20 protein-coding genes, 1 tRNA gene and 1 pseudogene are annotated in these 16,742 nt (G+C 58.8%); 11 read left to right on the plus strand and 11 right to left on the minus strand.

Annotated features, from left to right (window positions below; genetic code table 11):
- Positions 1–12 precede the first annotated feature (12 nt).
- Together GOW98_RS16035 and GOW98_RS16040 are read left to right on the plus strand one after the other, a co-directional pair.
- Positions 13–252, plus strand: a complete 240-nt coding sequence (locus GOW98_RS16035; protein WP_170333869.1) for a DUF6868 family protein — start codon at positions 13–15, stop codon at positions 250–252.
- Positions 253–364: 112 nt separating this feature from the next.
- A complete protein-coding gene (locus GOW98_RS16040) occupies positions 365–679 on the plus strand; it encodes a DUF1244 domain-containing protein (RefSeq protein WP_170333871.1) in 315 nt (104 codons plus the stop codon).
- Between the two features lie 43 nt (positions 680–722).
- Here the strand turns inward: GOW98_RS16040 and GOW98_RS16045 are convergent, their stop codons facing one another.
- The 3 genes from GOW98_RS16045 to dgcN all read right to left on the minus strand — a co-directional run bounded on the left by GOW98_RS16045 (position 723) and on the right by dgcN (position 3,635).
- Positions 723–1,583 carry a D-amino-acid transaminase gene (locus tag GOW98_RS16045; RefSeq protein ID WP_170333872.1) on the minus strand — a complete coding sequence of 287 codons (861 nt, stop codon included), beginning with the start codon at positions 1,581–1,583 and terminating at the stop codon, positions 723–725.
- A gap of 11 nt (positions 1,584–1,594) precedes the next feature.
- Entirely contained in the window at positions 1,595–2,560 is a 966-nt protein-coding gene (dgcA, locus tag GOW98_RS16050; RefSeq protein ID WP_170333874.1) for an N-acetyl-D-Glu racemase DgcA, read from the minus strand.
- A 73-nt stretch (positions 2,561–2,633) separates the two neighbouring features.
- Positions 2,634–3,635: an N-acetyltransferase DgcN gene (gene dgcN, locus GOW98_RS16055; protein ID WP_170333876.1), complete on the minus strand. Its 1,002-nt coding sequence runs from the start codon at positions 3,633–3,635 to the stop codon at positions 2,634–2,636.
- A 294-nt stretch (positions 3,636–3,929) separates the two neighbouring features.
- Between dgcN and GOW98_RS16060 the strand changes: the two genes are divergently transcribed.
- Complete coding sequence (locus GOW98_RS16060) at positions 3,930–4,892, plus strand: L-malyl-CoA/beta-methylmalyl-CoA lyase (protein ID WP_170333878.1); 963 nt, start codon at positions 3,930–3,932, stop codon at positions 4,890–4,892.
- Between the two features lie 41 nt (positions 4,893–4,933).
- Here GOW98_RS16060 and GOW98_RS16065 read toward each other — a convergent pair whose 3' ends face one another.
- Both GOW98_RS16065 and GOW98_RS16070 read right to left on the minus strand, forming a co-directional pair.
- Positions 4,934–5,500 carry a PA14 domain-containing protein gene (locus tag GOW98_RS16065; RefSeq protein WP_254438037.1) on the minus strand — a complete coding sequence of 189 codons (567 nt, stop codon included), beginning with the start codon at positions 5,498–5,500 and terminating at the stop codon, positions 4,934–4,936.
- A 107-nt stretch (positions 5,501–5,607) separates the two neighbouring features.
- Positions 5,608–6,060: an Lrp/AsnC family transcriptional regulator gene (locus GOW98_RS16070; protein WP_170333882.1), complete on the minus strand. Its 453-nt coding sequence runs from the start codon at positions 6,058–6,060 to the stop codon at positions 5,608–5,610.
- Positions 6,061–6,133: 73 nt separating this feature from the next.
- Between GOW98_RS16070 and GOW98_RS16075 the strand changes: the two genes are divergently transcribed.
- Complete coding sequence (locus tag GOW98_RS16075; protein WP_170333884.1) at positions 6,134–6,730, plus strand: LysE family translocator; 597 nt, start codon at positions 6,134–6,136, stop codon at positions 6,728–6,730.
- A gap of 1 nt (position 6,731) precedes the next feature.
- Here the strand turns inward: GOW98_RS16075 and GOW98_RS16080 are convergent, their stop codons facing one another.
- The gene (locus GOW98_RS16080; protein ID WP_170334129.1) at positions 6,732–7,565 is read right to left on the minus strand and encodes an AraC family transcriptional regulator; all 834 of its coding nucleotides are present in this window, start codon (positions 7,563–7,565) and stop codon (positions 6,732–6,734) included.
- Positions 7,566–7,687: 122 nt separating this feature from the next.
- Between GOW98_RS16080 and GOW98_RS16085 the strand changes: the two genes are divergently transcribed.
- A complete protein-coding gene (locus GOW98_RS16085; RefSeq protein ID WP_170333885.1) occupies positions 7,688–8,650 on the plus strand; it encodes an acetyl-CoA carboxylase carboxyltransferase subunit alpha in 963 nt (320 codons plus the stop codon).
- Here the strand turns inward: GOW98_RS16085 and GOW98_RS16090 are convergent.
- The 3 genes from GOW98_RS16090 to GOW98_RS16100 all read right to left on the minus strand — a co-directional run bounded on the left by GOW98_RS16090 (position 8,647) and on the right by GOW98_RS16100 (position 11,260).
- Positions 8,647–9,774 carry a lytic murein transglycosylase gene (locus GOW98_RS16090; RefSeq protein ID WP_170333887.1) on the minus strand — a complete coding sequence of 376 codons (1,128 nt, stop codon included), beginning with the start codon at positions 9,772–9,774 and terminating at the stop codon, positions 8,647–8,649. The genes GOW98_RS16085 and GOW98_RS16090 overlap by 4 nt on opposite strands.
- 111 nt (positions 9,775–9,885) lie before the next feature.
- Positions 9,886–10,533, minus strand: a complete 648-nt coding sequence (locus GOW98_RS16095) for a GntR family transcriptional regulator (protein WP_170333889.1) — start codon at positions 10,531–10,533, stop codon at positions 9,886–9,888.
- Positions 10,534–10,564: 31 nt separating this feature from the next.
- Positions 10,565–11,260 carry a M48 family metallopeptidase gene (locus GOW98_RS16100; protein WP_254438038.1) on the minus strand — a complete coding sequence of 232 codons (696 nt, stop codon included), beginning with the start codon at positions 11,258–11,260 and terminating at the stop codon, positions 10,565–10,567.
- A gap of 100 nt (positions 11,261–11,360) precedes the next feature.
- Between GOW98_RS16100 and GOW98_RS16105 the strand changes: the two genes are divergently transcribed.
- Positions 11,361–11,687, plus strand: a complete 327-nt coding sequence (locus tag GOW98_RS16105) for a TIGR02300 family protein (protein WP_170333893.1) — start codon at positions 11,361–11,363, stop codon at positions 11,685–11,687.
- Between the two features lie 141 nt (positions 11,688–11,828).
- Positions 11,829–11,904, plus strand: a tRNA-Ala gene (locus GOW98_RS16110).
- Positions 11,905–11,996: 92 nt separating this feature from the next.
- On the opposite strand, the pseudogene GOW98_RS16115 reads toward GOW98_RS16110, so the two are convergent.
- Positions 11,997–12,627 (minus strand): annotated as a pseudogene (locus GOW98_RS16115) (IS3 family transposase); the annotation flags it as partial.
- Positions 12,628–12,670: 43 nt separating this feature from the next.
- Between GOW98_RS16115 and GOW98_RS16120 the strand changes: the two are divergent.
- The 4 genes from GOW98_RS16120 to sstT all read left to right on the plus strand — a co-directional run bounded on the left by GOW98_RS16120 (position 12,671) and on the right by sstT (position 15,350).
- Positions 12,671–12,928 (plus strand): hypothetical protein, encoded by a 258-nt coding sequence (locus GOW98_RS16120; RefSeq protein ID WP_254438039.1) that lies wholly within the window; start codon positions 12,671–12,673, stop codon positions 12,926–12,928.
- Between the two features lie 19 nt (positions 12,929–12,947).
- On the plus strand, positions 12,948–13,415 hold the full coding sequence (locus GOW98_RS16125) for an isochorismatase family protein (protein WP_170333895.1): 468 nt from the start codon (positions 12,948–12,950) through the stop codon (positions 13,413–13,415).
- A gap of 39 nt (positions 13,416–13,454) precedes the next feature.
- Positions 13,455–13,973 carry a hypothetical protein gene (locus GOW98_RS16130; protein WP_170333897.1) on the plus strand — a complete coding sequence of 173 codons (519 nt, stop codon included), beginning with the start codon at positions 13,455–13,457 and terminating at the stop codon, positions 13,971–13,973.
- Between the two features lie 147 nt (positions 13,974–14,120).
- A complete protein-coding gene (gene sstT, locus GOW98_RS16135) occupies positions 14,121–15,350 on the plus strand; it encodes a serine/threonine transporter SstT (RefSeq protein ID WP_170333899.1) in 1,230 nt (409 codons plus the stop codon).
- Between the two features lie 32 nt (positions 15,351–15,382).
- Here the strand turns inward: sstT and GOW98_RS16140 are convergent, their stop codons facing one another.
- Entirely contained in the window at positions 15,383–16,705 is a 1,323-nt protein-coding gene (locus tag GOW98_RS16140) for a tetratricopeptide repeat protein (RefSeq protein ID WP_217359597.1), read from the minus strand.
- Between the last annotated feature and the right edge of the window lie 37 nt (positions 16,706–16,742).

The following is a 16,742-nucleotide window of genomic DNA, read 5'->3' on the forward strand; positions in this document are numbered from 1 at the left end:
AAGGAGACGACTATGACTCAGGAATTCCTGACGACCGTCTTCGGCTGGATGACGGTTCTGAACATTGCCCTATTGGCGCTTACCACGCTGATGATAGTTGCCCTACAGGACTGGATTGCAGGGGTTCACGGCAAGATGTTCCAAATGGAACGCACCGAGGTGAAAAGGGCCTATTTCAGGTATCTTGCCAACTACAAGATCCTGACGATCGTGTTCTGCCTGATGCCTTGGTTGGCACTTAAACTGGCTTAGCACCTACATCTAAAGCTGCGAAGGGTCTTCGGGCCCTTCCTGATTGTTGTAACATAGCCACGGGATTGTTAGGTCAGGCTCAGTACACAAGACATTCATCCGGAGCCAGACCATGGACAAGCAAACCGAAATCGAACTTCAGGCCGCCGCGTTCCGCCGGTTGCAAAAGCACCTGATGGAAGATCGCACCGACGTTCAGAACATCGACATGATGAATCTGGCCGGGTTCTGCCGCAACTGCCTGTCGCGTTGGTATCAGGAAGCGGCCAACGAAAAGGGCATCGAAATGGGCAAGGACGAAGCCCGTGAGATTTTCTATGGCATGACCATGGATGAGTGGAAGGCCAACTACCAGACCGAGGCTAGCCCCGAGAAACAGGCCGCCTTCAAGGTCGCCTTCGAAGAAAACGTGACGAAAAAGGGCTGACGCCCGGAACGAAAAAGGCCCGCCGGTTTGGCGGGCCTTTGCTTTAGATCGCGGCCTTGCGGCTTTCGTCCAGATAGATCTCACGCAGGCGTTTGGCGATCGGGCCCGGTGTGCCGTCGCCCAGTGTCACCCCGTCAATCTCAACCACCGGCATGACAAAGGCGCTGGCCGAGGTGGTGAACGCCTCATCCGCCTCTTTCGCCTCGTCGATGGTGAACAGACGCTCTTCAACTTCCATCTGCGCCTCAGCCGCCATACGCAGTACGGCCTTGCGGGTGATACCGTGCAGAATGTCGTTGGACAGCGGGCGGGTGACGATCTTGCCGTTCTTCACGAAATAGGCGTTGTTGCTGGTGCCCTCGGTGACATAGCCATCCTCGACCAACCACGCATCGTCGCAGCCCGCTTTCTTGGCCATCATCTTACCCATCGACGGGTAAAGCAGCTGCACGGTTTTGATGTCGCGACGGCCCCAACGGATATCCTCGATCGAGATGACCTTGGCGCCCTTCTTGGCCGCGGGGCTGTCGGCCAGACCCGGCTTGTTCTGGGTGAACAACACGAGGCTAGGTTTGGTGTCCGCAGACGGGAACACGAAATCCCGGTCGCCGTCTGAGCCACGGCTGACCTGCAGATAAATCAGACCCTCTTCGATGCCGTTCAGCTCCACCAGCTTGCGGTGAATCTCCAGCAGCTCTTCTTTGGTGCAGGGCTCATCTATCTCCAATTCGTCCAGCGACCGCTTGAGGCGCACCGCGTGGCCTTCGAAATCGATCAGCTTGCCGTCCAGAACGCTGGTGACTTCGTAAACGGCGTCTGCGAACAGGAAACCACGGTCAAAGATGGACACCTTGGCCTCGGTCTCGGGCAGGTATTCGCCATTTACGTAAACGGTGCGGGTCATATGTTGTCTCCTCAGCCCCAGAGGTCCGCCACGGGCGGGTGCACTCCGGCATCATCAAAAATCAGCGGGTTGGTGCGGTCTTCGGCCAACAGAAGCGGGCCGTCAAGGTCCGTTACCATCGCGCCCTGCGCCAACAGTGTCGCGGGCGCCATGGCCAGAGAACTACCGACCATACACCCAACCATGACTTTGTAGCCTTCGGCCAGCGCAGCTTCACGCAAGGCCAACGCCTCGGTCAGACCACCTGTTTTATCCAGCTTGATGTTCACAACATCGTACTTGCCCTTCAATCCGGGCAGGCTGGTGCGGTCATGGCAGGATTCGTCGGAACAAACAGGCACCGGGCGCTCCATCCCGATCAGAGCATTGTCCTCTCCAGCCGGCAGAGGCTGTTCAACCAGTTCAACGCCCAACCGCACCAGATGCGGTGCCAGATCGGCATAAACTTCGGCCGACCAGCCCTCATTTGCGTCGACAATGATCTTGGAGGCAGGCGCACCTGCGCGAACAGCCTCCAACCGGGGCATGTCGTCGGGCGTACCCAGCTTGATCTTCAACAAAGGACGATGCGCATTTGCAGCCGCCTGCGCCTGCATCTTTTCCGGCGTATCCAGTGACAGAGTATACGCAGTTATCTCCGGCCCCGGTACTGGCAGTCCGGCCAAGTCCCACGCCCGTTTTCCGGCGCGCTTGCATTCCAGATCCCACAGGGCGCAATCGACGGCGTTCCGGGCAGCACCAGCCGGCAGCAGGTCCATAAGCGACTGGCGCGTAAATTCTGCGGGCAGACCCGCAATCTCGGCCTCAACCGACTCGAGCGTTTCGTCATAGCGCGCATAAGGAACGCATTCGCCCCAACCCTGATGGGTTCCGTCTGAAAGCCGAACCGTCAACACCTTTGCCTCGGTCCGCGACCCGCGCGAAATGGTGAACACCTGCGCCAGCCGAAACACATCACGAGAGACCTCTACCTGCACGCAAACGCTCCTTCATCTTTTTCCAAATACTCCCGCCGGAGGCAAAAAGCCCGCCTCCGGCGCGTTGTTCAGATCACATCGCGGCCAGCGCGTCCACCAACTTGCCCGAGCCAAAGCGGAACGGATCGGTCGCGGGCAGGCCCATGTCGGCTTCGATCTTGGCCAGATAGGCAGATGCGTCCTCCTCGGACATGTGCTGCGTGTTGACCGAAACGCCAACAACCTGGCAATCCGGGTTGCCCACTTTGGCCAGTGCCAGCGCGGTGTCACGCAGGGTTTCGAGCGTCGGCAGCTGATAAGTCGGCAGGCCACGCATATGCTCGCGCGTCGGTTCGTGACACAGGATCAGCGCGTCAGGCTGGCCACCGTGGACCAGAGCCATGGTTACGCCCGAATAAGACACATGGAATAGCGATCCCTGCCCTTCGATCAGGTCCCAGTGGTCGTCGTCATTGTCGGGTGTCAGCCATTCGACCGAACCGGCCATGAAGTCGGCAATCACCGCGTCCAGCGGCACGCCGTCACCGGTGATCAGAATGCCGGTCTGACCCGTGGCGCGGAAGGTGGATTTCATGCCGCGCTCGCGCATTTCGGCGTCCATCGCCAGCGCCGTGTACATCTTCCCGACCGAGCAATCCGTGCCCACGGCAAGACACCGCTTGCCCTTGCGCTTGATGCCATTGGCGATCGGGTAATCAACTTCGGGCACGCGCACGTCGTGCAGTTTCTGTCCGGTCGCCTCGGCAACGGCAACCAGATCCGGTTCGTCACGCAGCAGGTTGTGCAGACCCGAGGCAAGATCAAAGCCTTCCTCCAGCGCCATGACCAGAACCTTTTTCCATTCCTGGCTGATCACACCACCGCGGTTGGCCACGCCGATAACCAGTGTTTTGGCTCCGGCTTCTTTCGCTTCGGTCAGAGTCATATCGGTCAGACCCAGATCAGCCTTGCAGCCGTCCATCCGGTATTGGCCCACGGCGTTTTCGGGACGCCAATCCTTGATGCCAACTGCCACTTTGGCCGCCAATTGGTCGGGCGCATCGCCCAAAAACAGCAGGTACGGTGTCTCGATCATTGCGGTAACTCCTTTGATTCTGGCGCAGGCTAAGGGACGTGTCTTACGAGTGTTTCGCGTTTTCCTTCGGGTTCAGTTGCTCCAGAGGGAAATTCTTGCGCCAAGTGTAAGGAAAGCGCAAAAATCTCCCAAGTTTTCACAGTGATTAATCCTTAATCACCACGCAGCCCCCAACCCACGGCAGATGCTGCACTTGCATTGCGGCAACTGCACAAAGGCGCTTGCGAAGCCTTGCGCAATTTAATACCTCATACGGCAAGAAAATCGTAATTTCCTTTCTTGCACGAGGTCCAGATGAGCTTTCGCATTCAACCCGCCGCCCCCGCGCGCCCCAACCGTTGTCAGCTGTTCGGGCCGGGATCGAACACAAAGCTGTTCCCGAAAATGGCCGCGTCGGCTGCGGATGTGATCAACCTCGACCTCGAAGACTCGGTCGCGCCGTCGGACAAGGACGTCGCGCGCGCCAACGTGATCGAGGCGCTGAACACCGTTGATTGGGGCAACAAGTACATGTCGGTGCGGATCAACGGGCTGGACACGCCCTATTGGTATCGTGACGTGGTCGACCTGATGGAACAGGCCGGCGACCGTCTGGACCAGATCATGATCCCCAAGGTCGGCTGCGCGGCGGATGTCTACGCGGTGGACGCTCTGGTCACCGCCATCGAACGCGCCAAGGGCCGCACCAAACCGGTCAGCTTTGAGGTCATCATCGAATCCGCCGCCGGTATCGCCCATGTCGAAGAGATCGCGGCCTCATCCCCCCGAATGCAGGCGATGAGCCTGGGGGCAGCAGACTTTGCAGCCTCAATGGGGATGCAAACCACCGGCATCGGCGGTACGCAGGAAAACTACTACATGCTGCGTGAAGGCGAAAAGCACTGGTCCGATCCGTGGCACTGGGCACAGGCCGCCATCGTCGCCGCCTGCCGCACCCATGGCGTACTACCAGTGGACGGTCCCTTCGGCGATTTCTCTGACGACGAGGGCTTTATCGCGCAGGCCAAACGCTCGGCCACGCTGGGTATGGTCGGCAAATGGGCGATCCACCCGAAACAGATCGCACTCGCCAATCAGGTCTTTACCCCGTCGGACGAGGCTGTTTCCGAAGCGCGTGAAATCCTCGCCGCGATGGAACAGGCCAAGGCCAATGGCGAAGGTGCTACCGTTTACAAAGGGCGTCTGGTCGATATCGCTTCGATCAAACAGGCCGAAGTGATCGTGGCTCAGGCTGAACTGATCGCCGCAAACGGTTAACACAAACCGGATCAGGGCACCGCAAGGGTGCCCTGAAATGTCTACCGGTGACCAAAAATGTCGTTGGGGACCCATTCAAGGTCCTGACCGTCCTTGCCCCATTTCATCATCAGGCAGGAGGTTCCACCTTTTTGAAAGTACAAGGTGGTGAGCTCATACCAGCCCGCTTCCGGTATTTCGACTTTGGTCACGCCATTGCCTTCGCAGCCTTGCACGCCGTCAAAAAACCCGATTGTCTGGCCGCCCAGTTTTGTTTCAGCACCATCGTTGGAATAGACTTCAAACTGATACGATCCGGGTTCATCGATCCTTATTAAACCCACTAATTCCGCTGCAACGTTGTAAGGTTGCGACGAAGTCATAACAAGATCGCCATCGTTGGTATCACGAAAGTCAAACGCAGGGACCGGATCTGCCGGTTGGCCAATCGTATCGATCAATTCTCTGGCTTGCTCCAAGCTCTTAATCTTCTTAGGAGCTTCAGCATATGTGACTTTCAATCCCGGCTTTACGATCGGTAGCGGAGCAGTCAGTTCGGCAGCGGCTGCAGAAACCCCAATCGAACTTGCGGTGACCACCATCGCATACGTCAATAAGTGCGTTTTCAACGTTAGTCTCCCCTGGTGAGTATGCTGTTTGCGGAAGCGAACCATGAGCATGTTTTGAAGTCAACTAACATAGCTGGGCATCAAGGTGCTTGATAGAGCACCACACGTCAGGTCCGCATGTCCTTCGGCGACCCCATCACCACGTAAGACGTGATCGAGGTCACATGCGGCAGAGTTCCCAGAACATCGGTATGAAAGGTCTTGTATGCAGATAGATCAGCACATTCCACACGCAGCAGGTATTCAATCGTGCCTGTGATGTTGTGGCATTCCACCACCTCTGGCGCGCGTTGAAGGGCGCGTTCGAACCCTTCCTGTGCGGCCTTGGTGTGCTCGCCCAGACCAACACCGATATAGGCAACAAACCCCACGCCCAGCGCCGCCGGGTTCAGAACTGCGCGATAGCCCGAGATCACCCCCGTACGCTCAAGCTCCTGCACTCGGCGTAGACAGGCTGAGGGCGACAGGCCAACCCGATCCGCCAGTTCAAGATTACTGATGCGGCCATCGTAGGACAGCTCACGCAATATCTGTTGGCTTATGTGATCAATCTTCGTCATTGATTGCAAAACTATCGCAATCACGCACAAAAACGCAATTTCATTTGGTCGCTACGCAGCAATTATAGCCACCATGACCCACGACATCCTTTTGGCTCTGATCGCCTTTGCCTTTGTCTCGTCCATCACACCGGGGCCGAACAACCTGATGCTGATGGCGTCGGGGGCCAATTTCGGCTTTCGACGCACCATCCCACATATGCTGGGGATCGGGTTGGGGTTCACACTCATGGTCCTGCTGGTCGGTGCCGGGCTGGTGCAATTGTTCGACAGCTATCCGGTCAGCTACACGGTACTGAAACTCGTCTCGGTCGCATACCTGCTTTATCTGGCGTGGAAAATCGCACATGCGGCCCCGACCAAGGGCGAAGCCGCCGAGGGTAAACCCATGACCTTCCTGCAGGCCGCCGCGTTTCAGTGGGTCAACCCAAAAGCCTGGGCCATGGCGCTGACGGCCACCACGGCCTACACGCCAGATCACACGTTGCAGGCCATCGTGATCGTGGCGCTGATCTTTGGCGCGGTGAACCTGCCCTCGGTCAGCACATGGACAGTGCTGGGACAGCAAATGGCGCGGGTCCTCACGAACCCGCGCCGGTTGGTGGCGTTCAACTGGACCATGGCGGCGCTGCTGGTTGCATCGCTTTACCCGGTCCTGTGGCCGAACTGAGCTATTTTAGCGGCAGGCAGATTTCCGTCAGCAACTCTTCGGGTGCGGTGTCGCGGGGATCATTCAGGTAGATTTCGTAACACGGCTGATCCGCGGGTTCCTCGCCCGAATCCGGCAGCCAATTGCCGAACAGGCTGTGATAGGCGGCCTCAAGCCCCGAATATGGGCCCTTGAAGGTCAGAACGGCTGTCTTTCCGCCGGGGATTTGCACGGCCTCCATTCCTTCGGGCGTGCCGTCACCGCGGAATTCACCCCCGGCATAACTGCGCAGATCATCAACGGGTACGGAATCAGGACTGTCGAGATAGATGCCGATCACCGGCCCGACCTGAGGCCATAGCTGCCGGGATTCGCACAAGGCCCCGAAGGCCTCAAAGCTCTTGCCGATCTCGGCATAGGCACCTTTGTGCGGCAGGCCGACAACGCGGCGGGCGGGTTCGGTTCGGGTGGTTACAGGATACATGGGATATTCTCCGGTTCTGAAATGTGGATGGGCGGGTAGAAACTGCCCGGCCTTGCGAAATGCGGCAGGGCTGCTGCCGTAGGCCTCGGAAAAGGCCCGCGCAAAAGAGTTCAGATTGGGATAGCCAACATCCGACGCGACCTGCGCCACCGGTTTGTCGGACTGAACCAACGCGATGGCCGCGCGATGCAGACGGATACGACGCACCGCCTGCGCACAGGTTTCACCGGTCAGGGCGCGAAACACCCTATGCCAGTGAAACCGGGACATTGCTGCTATATCGGCCAGCGCATCCAGCGACAGATCCCCAGCGGGGTGGTCGTGAATATAGCCCAGCACGCGCAGAATGCGGTTTTCATAGCTGGTTGGCATCGCCGTCCTTTCCTTCTCTTTGCCCATCCGTGGTCGCATATCCTGCATCCACAAATCTTGCTGAGTTGCATCCCGCGCAACCACAGGTCATATAGCAGGGAACTTCCGCGTTGAGAGGCGTCATGACCCAGTATCTGGATTTCGAAAAACCCCTGGCCGAGATCGAAGGCAAGGCCGAGGAGCTGCGCGCACTGGCCCGTGCCAACGAAGAGATGGACGTGGCCGAAGAAGCTTCTGCGCTGGACGCCAAGGCCGCCAAGCTGCTGGAAGAGCTTTATGATGATCTGACCCCCTGGCGCAAATGCCAGGTGGCGCGTCACCCGGAACGTCCCCATTGCAAGGATTACGTCGAGGCGCTGTTTACCGAATTCACCCCGCTGGCCGGGGACCGGAACTTTGCCGACGATCTGGCCGTCATTGGCGGCCTGGCCCGATTCGACGACCAGCCGGTGATGGTGATCGGCCACGAGAAGGGCTCGGACACCAAGTCGCGGATCGAACGCAACTTTGGCATGGCCCGCCCCGAAGGCTACCGCAAAGCTGTGCGCCTGATGGAGATGGCCGGGCGGTTTGGCCTGCCCGTCATTACGCTGATCGACACGGCAGGCGCCTATCCCGGTAAGGGTGCCGAAGAGCGCGGGCAATCCGAGGCCATCGCGCGCTCAACCGAGATGTGCCTGAAAATCGGTGTGCCGCTGGTGTCGGTGATCATCGGCGAAGGCGGTTCGGGCGGGGCTGTGGCTTTTGCCACAGCGAACCGTGTGGCGATGCTGGAACATTCGGTTTATTCGGTGATTTCGCCCGAGGGCTGTGCCTCGATCCTATGGAAGGATGCAGAGAAGATGCGCGAGGCCGCCGAGGCGCTGCGCCTGACTGCGCAGGACCTGTACAAGCTGGGCGTCTGCGACCGGATCATCACCGAGCCCAAGGGCGGTGCCCACCGGGATCGCGAAGCCACCGTTGAATCGGTACGTGCGACGATTGCCGCCATGCTGCAAGAGCTGGACGGCAAGGATGCGGCGGCCCTGATTCAGGACCGCCGTCAGAAATTCCTCGATATCGGCTCGAAAGGGTTGGCGGCCTAACCGCCCAACTGCCGCAACAACTCGACCGAGGGTTTGCCGGTGACGGCCAACCCATTGGCACGTTGGTAGCCGCTGATCGCAGATTCGGTGTTCTTGCCGATCACCCCGTCCGCGCCCTGCGTGTCATATCCTGCTGAGGTCAGACGACGCTGAAGCTCTTTGCGATCCTCCAGCGTCAAACCCGTCGCATCTGGCCCGAACGAGGCCTGAAACGGCGCGCCGCCCGCGATACGGTCAGACAGATGGCCGACCCCAATCGCGTAACTGTCCGAGTTATTATAGCGTTTGATTACCTGAAAATTTCGGAACACGGCAATACGCGGCCCCGGCTTTTGCGGCTGTAGCACCGCGACCGGTGTGCCCGAGACCGTACCGGCCTCGCCCCCCCAGGGCTGCCCCCGCACCCAACCGGCACGCGCCAGATAAGCGGCGGTTGAGGCTAGCGAATCCGTCGGGTCTTCGGACCAGATATCCCGCCGCCCGTCACCGGTGAAGTCCACCGCATAGGCCAGATAGGACGTGGGAATGAACTGCGTATGCCCCATCGCCCCGGCCCAGCTACCTGTCATGTTGGCGGGGCTTGTGTCGCCCTCCTGAATGATCTTCAGGGCCGCGACCAATTGCTTTTCAAAGAACGCGCCGCGCCGCCCGTCATAGGCCAATGTGGACACCGCCGAGATCACCGGCACATCCCCGCGCCGCGCACCGTATCGGCTTTCCAAGCCCCAGACGGCCACGACAACCTCTTTATCAACGCCGTATTTCGCCTCGATCTGCGACAGAGTGCCTGCGTGGCGCACCAGCATCTGCTTGCCGGTTGCAATCCGCTCGTCCGAGGCTGCGATGGCCAGATAATCCTCAAGCGAGCGTTTGAATTCGACCTGATTGCGGTCGCGTTCAATCACCTCGGGCAGATAGCCTGCCCCCTGAAAGGCAAGATTGAGGGTGGTTTGCGAAATCCCCTGCGCCGCCGCCCGGCCCTTGAAGCCTGCAACCCATGCGTCCCATCCCGCATTGGGCACCGGGCGCATCCGCGAGGCGGGCGTGTTGGTGGGCGCGCCGGTGGAACAGGCGGTCAGCAGGGCCGACCCGAGGCCCAGTGAAAATATCCGTCGATTGATCATGGCTGAAATCTGCTCTTGTTGTGATTTGGGCCAGAGTAACCCAGACCTGACCTTCAAGCCACAACGACAAAGCCGATCAGGGACAATTTCAGGCCTTCGGCGACAAGCCGCTTAGCTGACCAGCAACCGCAAACCCTGGGTCACATCCGAACGGACCGCCAGCCGCAATCCGGGCTCGTCCCCGGCCTGCAACGCCGCGATGATCAGCTTGTGGTTATGTGGCGGATCGGTCCGTCGCAAGCGCCCATACAGCGCGCGCATAGTGGGACCAAGCTGCAGCCAGACGGTTTCCGCAATCGCCAGCATCGCCGGGGCCTGCGCCCGCAGATAGAGCGTACGGTGGAACTCCAGATTGGTGCGGATATAGCCAACGGCGTCCCGCTTGGTAACCATCTCGGCCACGTTCATGTTGATGCTCTGCAACCGGTCGATCAGCGCCATATGCGCCCGCGGCAGGGCGCGGCTGGCCAGCTCAACCTCAAGCAATGCGCGCAGGGCGGCCAATTCCTCAATCCGATCATTGGTCAGCTCGGGCGTGGAAACGCGGCCCGATGAGGACAAAAACAACGCCCCTTCGGCCGCCAACCGCCGCACCGCCTCGCGCGCGGGGGTCATCGAGACACCGAATTCCTTGCCGATCCCGCGCAGGGTCAGCGCCTGCCCCGGTGCCATCTCGCCATGCATGATCCGAGAGCGTAATGCGCGATACACCCGGTCATGTGTCGCGCTGTGAGAGTCTGAGGGTCGTGTGGTCAGCATTCCCAATTTGTGATCACAAACGGGCGCAGGGTCAACTCACTGCGGCATCAAATCTGTATTGGTGCAGCTGCGCCCCGTTGTCGCGCAGCCAACGCCTCTGATCGCGGTAATCTCCGAAAACCCGTTCGACCTGCGCCCAGAACGCTGGCGAGTGGTTCATTTCAACAAGATGCGCCACCTCATGCGCGGCGACGTAGTGCAGGATCTCGGACGGTGCGAGGATCAGCCGCCATGAGAACATCAGCCCGCCGGCCGAGCTGCACGACCCCCAGCGCGACCGCGTATCACGGATGGTCAGGCTGGAATACGACCGACCCAGCATGGCCGCGTAATCGTCGCAGGCCCCAGTCAGACGATCCCGCGCCAATTCCTTTAGAAATCGAGCCAACCGCCGCGTCTCGGCGCCTGTCGGCACAGCGATCTCATCACCTTGTAGCAGAACACGGCGCCCCTTTGCCGGTACGATTCGCCGCTCCACACCTTCGATGGGGATGGTCTGGCCGAACTGAACAACGGCCGGATCGGGGCGGTCCTGCAAATGCTGGCGAATCCACTCTTCCTTTGTGTGGGCAAAACTCAGCGCCTCAGACTCGGGCACGCCCTGCGGGTAGGTCAACGTAACCCGCCCATCCAACTGGGAAATCCGCAGGCTGATCCGCCGCGCCCGCGCCGATTTGCGCAACGTCAGCGGCACCGGAGGCCTCCCGGGCAGTGCGTGATCTCCCATATGCCTGTATCTCCTGCTCAAAGGCTTTGACAGTGCCTGCTGCATGTGGCACGTGACCTGAATCATTATTACGACTCACCTGATATCAAGGGGATTTGACATGCCCAAGGAAGAATGGGGCGTAAAGCGTGTTTGCCCGACAACCGGCAAGCGGTTTTACGACCTGAACAAGGACCCGATCATCAGCCCCTACACTGGCGAGATCGTGGAGCTTGAGACCGGTAAAAGCCGGATGATCGCTGCGGATGCGGAAGACGCCGCCTCGGCTAAAGCGCGCAAAGACGCTTCGGAAGAGGATCTGGTTCTGGATGATGACGACAATGTCGATGTCGATCTGGACGACGATCTGCTGGACGATGATGACGACGACAATGATAACGTTTCGCTCGACGATATCACCGACATGTCGTCGGAAGACGAAAACTAAAACCGGCCAGAGGCGGCCCCACGCCGCCTCATGCCCACCCCGGACGCGGGACGAAACTTTTTGGCAAATTCCAATTTTTGGACTTGCGCTCAACGCCACCGTCTCATAAACGTCCGTCCACTGCTTCGGCAGTACCTGGAAGGGGCCTTAGCTCAGTTGGGAGAGCGCTTGCATGGCATGCAAGAGGTCAGGGGTTCGACTCCCCTAGGCTCCACCAAAATTTATCAAGAAAAACCTTGTTTCATTGGCCTTCGTAGGCCTTTGGGTCCGGTTGTCCCCTGTATTTCCCCTGGATAACTGCGTATAGCCGCCCCTTCTTCGGTTTTTTGCGGGAACCTTCAGCCCCTCTCTCCGCCATAGTCGTTCGACACGGCCATCTCTGACCGACCAACCTGCCTCTCTGAGCAAGGCCGCAATCCGACGATAGCCGTATCGACCATACTGCCTGGCCAATTCGATCATGACGGCAACCAACCGATCCTCATCGACACGGCCTCTCGGGATGTGCCTCTGTGTGGAACGATGTTGTCCCAGCACGCGACAGGCCCTGCGCTCCAACACTTTGAACTGGCGACGCACATGTTCGATGCAGGCGCAACGGCGAGCGGGGCTCAGAAGTTTCCCTTTGCAGCCTCCGTCAAGATCAGCTTGTCGAGTGTCAGGTCTGACACAGCTCGCCTCAGCCGATCATTTTCCTTCTGAAGCCGCTTCAGTTCCTTCAATTGATCTACATCCCTTCCGCATTCGCCGTTGGGATCAAACCAATGGCGCCTTCAAAGGCTCATTGCTTGCGCCATCGGTAGCAGGACTGTTCAACAACACCAATCTGTCTGATTGCATCCAGCCGGGGCATGCCTTGCCCCATCAGCACCTCGACCTGCCGTAACTTCGAGACAATCTCTTCCGGCTTCATCTGCGCAGGCTTGATCTTGTTTGCCATTCTTGATCCTCCCTTTCCTAAACATAGCGGTGGACCAGTTCAGATGGGGAGGCGCAGCGGGATGCAGATGCATCTGGCCGAAAGAAACCTGGAAGTCGCGTTCAAACATGGTGAGACGATCAACCCGGTCGAGCGTGGCCATATCGCCTTTCGCACCGACGACATCGAGGCGTTCAAGAAGCTGTTGGACGATAATGGCATTCCCTATTCAGACTATGGCACCGCTTTCGCAAAAGAATGGCATCAACTCTTCTTCCACGACTCCGAAGGCAATATCATCGAAGTCCAACAAGCGGTGTGACTAACGTCGGAGGCACGCATTGAAACAGGCCGTACTGGTTGTCGATGTCCAGCCCAGCTTTGACCCGCCGGATTGGCTGGTCGAGCGCAGCCAGTTGCTGGCGTCGCATTTCCCCTCCATCGCTACGGTCGAACGCCATGACGAGGCGAAGGTACCCTTTTTCCGACAGCTTGGCTGGAAGCCCCGCTCGGTCGATGACAGCCTTGTTCAGGCCGACCGCACCATTCTGAAATACGGCTACGGCCCTCCGACCGAGGTGATCACCCAGTTTCACAACTGGAAGGTCGACCGCGTTTTGGTCTGCGGCATTCAGGCTGATACCTGCGTTCTGGCCGCTGGTTTCGCTTTATTTGACGCGGGCCTGCAACCGACCATAATTGCAGATACGGTCGTCGGGTCTTCGTTGGATCGTAGCGGTAAGCTGGGCGTGGACCTATGGCGGCATCATTTTGGCCAGGTGATTGAGAAGCACTCGGATATATTGTGACGGCGCAATCCCTGTCCGTATTGGAGAGGAGACCCCATTGTGACCTCAAAACGTATTTTTGGAAAAGCGGCCATTGTATTTCTGTTGGCTGGATATCTTACACCGGCAAATGCGGATGGCTTTTCGCTAACCGGTCAGTATGAGGGTATGTATGCCTGCGACAGCACCACGGGTGGTGTACCGTCAAGCTGGGCTGATCCGATGCGTGCCGGAATTGTTCAGGACGGGGATCGCATTTCCATCGACCTGCTATACACCGACAAACAAGAGCTTGGGGCCGAGTACTCGCTCTACACCGGTTCGATTGCTCTGGCACCTGATGGCAAACTGGTCAGCGGGTATTTTGAATCCTGTGGCGGCACCTTTCCTTCAAAGGAGCTCGCCCGGTTGTTCCCCGCCGCCACGGATACGGCGTTCAGCTTTTCGGTCACCAGCGTCTGGGCTTCGGATCAAGTGCCGAACCTTCCCGGACTGACCGTCCAGACCTGCACGTGGAGCCTGAAACGGGTGTCCACGGAAACCCCCAAAGTGAGGCCGTGCGAGACGGCGGATCGCTAGGCTAAATTTCCCATCTGGACTTATTTGTTAAGTCCAGATGTTTAAATTGGATCCAAAGCTCCCATATAGCGCCCAATCTCGCAACTTAACCGTGCCTGAGCGGGTAATCAGACCCCGGCAGGCCCCCAGTCAAACAGGATGGTCCCGATGAATTTTATTCTACGCGGTAGCCTGGTTACTCAAATCATCATCGGCCTTGTGGCCGGTGCCCTTCTTGCCACCCTCTGGCCTGCCGCTGGTTCGGCTGTTGGTCTGTTGGGTGATTTCTTTGTAGACGCGCTGAAAGCCGTCGCACCCGTGCTGGTGCTGATCCTTGTCTGCGCCGCAATCACCAACCATAAAAAGGACAGCGAAGCCCGTATGGGGCCCGTGGTTCTGCTGTATATCCTCGGCACCTTTGCGGCTGCATTGGTTGCGGTGGCGGCCAGCTATATGTTCCCGGTTACGCTGCACTTGACGGGAACACCGGAACTGATGGACGCCCCGGACGGTCTGGCCGAAGTGGTGAAAAACATCCTGCTGAAGATCGTGGACAACCCGGTGAATGCACTGGCGCAGGCCAACTATATCGGCATTCTCGCCTGGGCTGTCGGACTTGGGCTGGTCTTCCGCCACGCAAGTGACTCGACCAAAACGCTGATGTCCGATCTGGACGGTGCGATCACCAAGATCGTGGCGGCCATCATCCGCGTCGCCCCCATCGGCATCTTTGGCATCGTGGCCTCGACCATTGCGGAAACCGGATTTGAAACGCTCGCAAGCTATGGTCACCTGTTGCTGGTTCTGATCGGCTGTATGGCATTCATGGCGCTGGTCGTGAACCCGCTGATCGTGTTCCTGCGCATTCGCAAGAACCCCTATCCGCTGGTCTTTACCTGCCTGCGGGAATCCGGGATCACCGCGTTCTTCATGCGCAGCTCGGCCGCCAACATTCCGGTCAACATGGAACTGTGCCGCCGCATGAACCTGGATGAAGAAACTTACTCAGTCACCATCCCCATCGGCGCCACGATCAACATGGCCGGTGCCGCGATCACCATCACAGTGATGACGCTTGCGACCGTGCACACCATGGGCATACAGGTCGACTTCCTTTCGGCGTTGTTCCTAAGCATCATCGCGTCGATTGCCGCCACCGGAGCCTCGGGCGTAGCGGGCGGGTCACTTTTGCTGATCCCGATGGCGGCCAGCCTGTTCAGCATCGACAACGCAACGGCCATGCAGGTGGTCAGCATCGGCTTTATCATAGGCGTGCTGCAGGACTCTGCTGAAACCGGGCTGAACTCGTCCACCGACGTGCTATTCACTGCAGCCGGGTCGTATAAGCGTGGCGATCCGTACCCGCGGAAACTGCCGATGGAAGAGGTCCCCGCCTAGGCGACCTCAATCACAATACCCCACAACCGTGTTTATTCGGCGGTTGTGGGGTTTCCGCTGCTCCACCCCGCGGCGCGCATCGCTGCTGTCAGATCCTGAACCGGCGCCGGGTCGGCGAACACGCGGGTTTTCAAAGCTTCCAATGGAAAATTTGGCCAGGTTTCTTCAAAGACTTCGGCCAGCCTGCGCGCTTCGGCCTGATCGCCTTTGTTCCAATGCGCGGCAATCAGATACGCTGTGGATATCGGGCCAAAGGGACCGCCGCTTGCAATTGTATCTTCATAGGTCCGGATCGTCGCGGCATACTCACCGGTATGAAACTGCGCCGCGCCCAGTGCATTTCCGGCCACTGATCCACCGCTGTCTTTAGCCAAAGTCCGGTAGCGTTCAGCATGGGAAAGAACACGCTCGAAATCGAGGGTGTAGAGCGAAATCAGGGCGTCAAACTCAGCAATGTGGGGATCGTCAGGTGCCATATCGGTCGCGCGTTTCGTCAGATTGACCGCCTTGTTGAAGCTGCCAGTCGCGAATTCGAACCACGCGCGCGCTGACAAGGCCCAAGGCGCATCTGGAGCCAGCTCAATCGCGTGGGCACTGTTGTCACCCGCCGTTGCAAGCAATTCACCTTCAATGGGGCGCCCGAATTGCAGGATAGCCAGCATTGTTTCAACCTGAGCCGCGCCCGCATAACCGCAATAATACAAAGGGTCCCGCTCAATCGCCGTTTCAAAGACCAGCAAGGCCGGGCGAAGGCGCGACAGGTCAACAACCGGGAAGATCAGATCACGTCCCGAAGTGCACAGGTTCATCGCTTCAACCCGATTTGGAGAAACATCGTAGATCGAGGACTGATCCGTCGCTGGCAAAGTCGGGCTGGCTTCCTGCTGAAACGTAACCGCCATATAGGCACCAATGCACAGCAGGAGCGCTCCGACCAAAGCACCGACCACGAAGAACTTACGGCGCGTTTTCGGAGTTCCACCTACACCTGTTTGAAACTCTGGCGCGTAGCTACCCACCGGCAGCGAAATGACCACCGGATCATTTGCGCCCTCGCCCCCATAATATGCCTTGAGCTTGCGTCTGACCCGCCCCGCATCAACACGCACCACCCCTTCGCGTCTTGCCAGTTCGTCGGCGTCATATCCGTAAACGTCCATGGCTATCGTTTTTGCGCGGATGTCTTCAGTGCGCCCAGCCAAGGCCTCGTCCACGACATAGGACAGAAAAGACTGCATCCGCGCCGAGCCTTTGAAATCCTTCGAGGCCAGAACCCGATCCAGCGCTGTCCGGATCTGTTCCCTTGGGAACGACCCGGCATCCTTTTGCGGCACGTCATCGGTCGAGGAGGTCAAGAACTATCCTTTCATGGCAAGGACTTGGCGGCATGTT

The sequence above is a fragment of the Ruegeria arenilitoris genome, from assembly GCF_013032445.1.
Taxonomy (GTDB): Bacteria; Pseudomonadota; Alphaproteobacteria; order Rhodobacterales; family Rhodobacteraceae; genus Ruegeria; species Ruegeria arenilitoris_F.

What these genes read in the sequence shown, in the direction of transcription:
- GOW98_RS16080 (WP_170334129.1), bottom strand. Translation starts at nt 7,565, where the DNA reads ATGCCAACCAGCTATGAAAACCGCATTCTGCGCGTGCTGGGCTATATT.
- dgcN (WP_170333876.1), bottom strand. Translation starts at nt 3,635, where the DNA reads ATGATCGAGACACCGTACCTGCTGTTTTTGGGCGATGCGCCCGACCAA.
- GOW98_RS16100 (WP_254438038.1), bottom strand. Translation starts at nt 11,260, where the DNA reads ATGGGAGATCACGCACTGCCCGGGAGGCCTCCGGTGCCGCTGACGTTG.
- sstT (WP_170333899.1), top strand. Translation starts at nt 14,121, where the DNA reads ATGAATTTTATTCTACGCGGTAGCCTGGTTACTCAAATCATCATCGGC.
- GOW98_RS16095 (WP_170333889.1), bottom strand. Translation starts at nt 10,533, where the DNA reads ATGCTGACCACACGACCCTCAGACTCTCACAGCGCGACACATGACCGG.
- GOW98_RS16075 (WP_170333884.1), top strand. Translation starts at nt 6,134, where the DNA reads ATGACCCACGACATCCTTTTGGCTCTGATCGCCTTTGCCTTTGTCTCG.
- GOW98_RS16085 (WP_170333885.1), top strand. Translation starts at nt 7,688, where the DNA reads ATGACCCAGTATCTGGATTTCGAAAAACCCCTGGCCGAGATCGAAGGC.
- GOW98_RS16105 (WP_170333893.1), top strand. Translation starts at nt 11,361, where the DNA reads ATGCCCAAGGAAGAATGGGGCGTAAAGCGTGTTTGCCCGACAACCGGC.
- GOW98_RS16060 (WP_170333878.1), top strand. Translation starts at nt 3,930, where the DNA reads ATGAGCTTTCGCATTCAACCCGCCGCCCCCGCGCGCCCCAACCGTTGT.
- GOW98_RS16090 (WP_170333887.1), bottom strand. Translation starts at nt 9,774, where the DNA reads ATGATCAATCGACGGATATTTTCACTGGGCCTCGGGTCGGCCCTGCTG.
- GOW98_RS16035 (WP_170333869.1), top strand. Translation starts at nt 13, where the DNA reads ATGACTCAGGAATTCCTGACGACCGTCTTCGGCTGGATGACGGTTCTG.
- GOW98_RS16045 (WP_170333872.1), bottom strand. Translation starts at nt 1,583, where the DNA reads ATGACCCGCACCGTTTACGTAAATGGCGAATACCTGCCCGAGACCGAG.
- GOW98_RS16070 (WP_170333882.1), bottom strand. Translation starts at nt 6,060, where the DNA reads ATGACGAAGATTGATCACATAAGCCAACAGATATTGCGTGAGCTGTCC.
- GOW98_RS16040 (WP_170333871.1), top strand. Translation starts at nt 365, where the DNA reads ATGGACAAGCAAACCGAAATCGAACTTCAGGCCGCCGCGTTCCGCCGG.
- GOW98_RS16120 (WP_254438039.1), top strand. Translation starts at nt 12,671, where the DNA reads ATGGGGAGGCGCAGCGGGATGCAGATGCATCTGGCCGAAAGAAACCTG.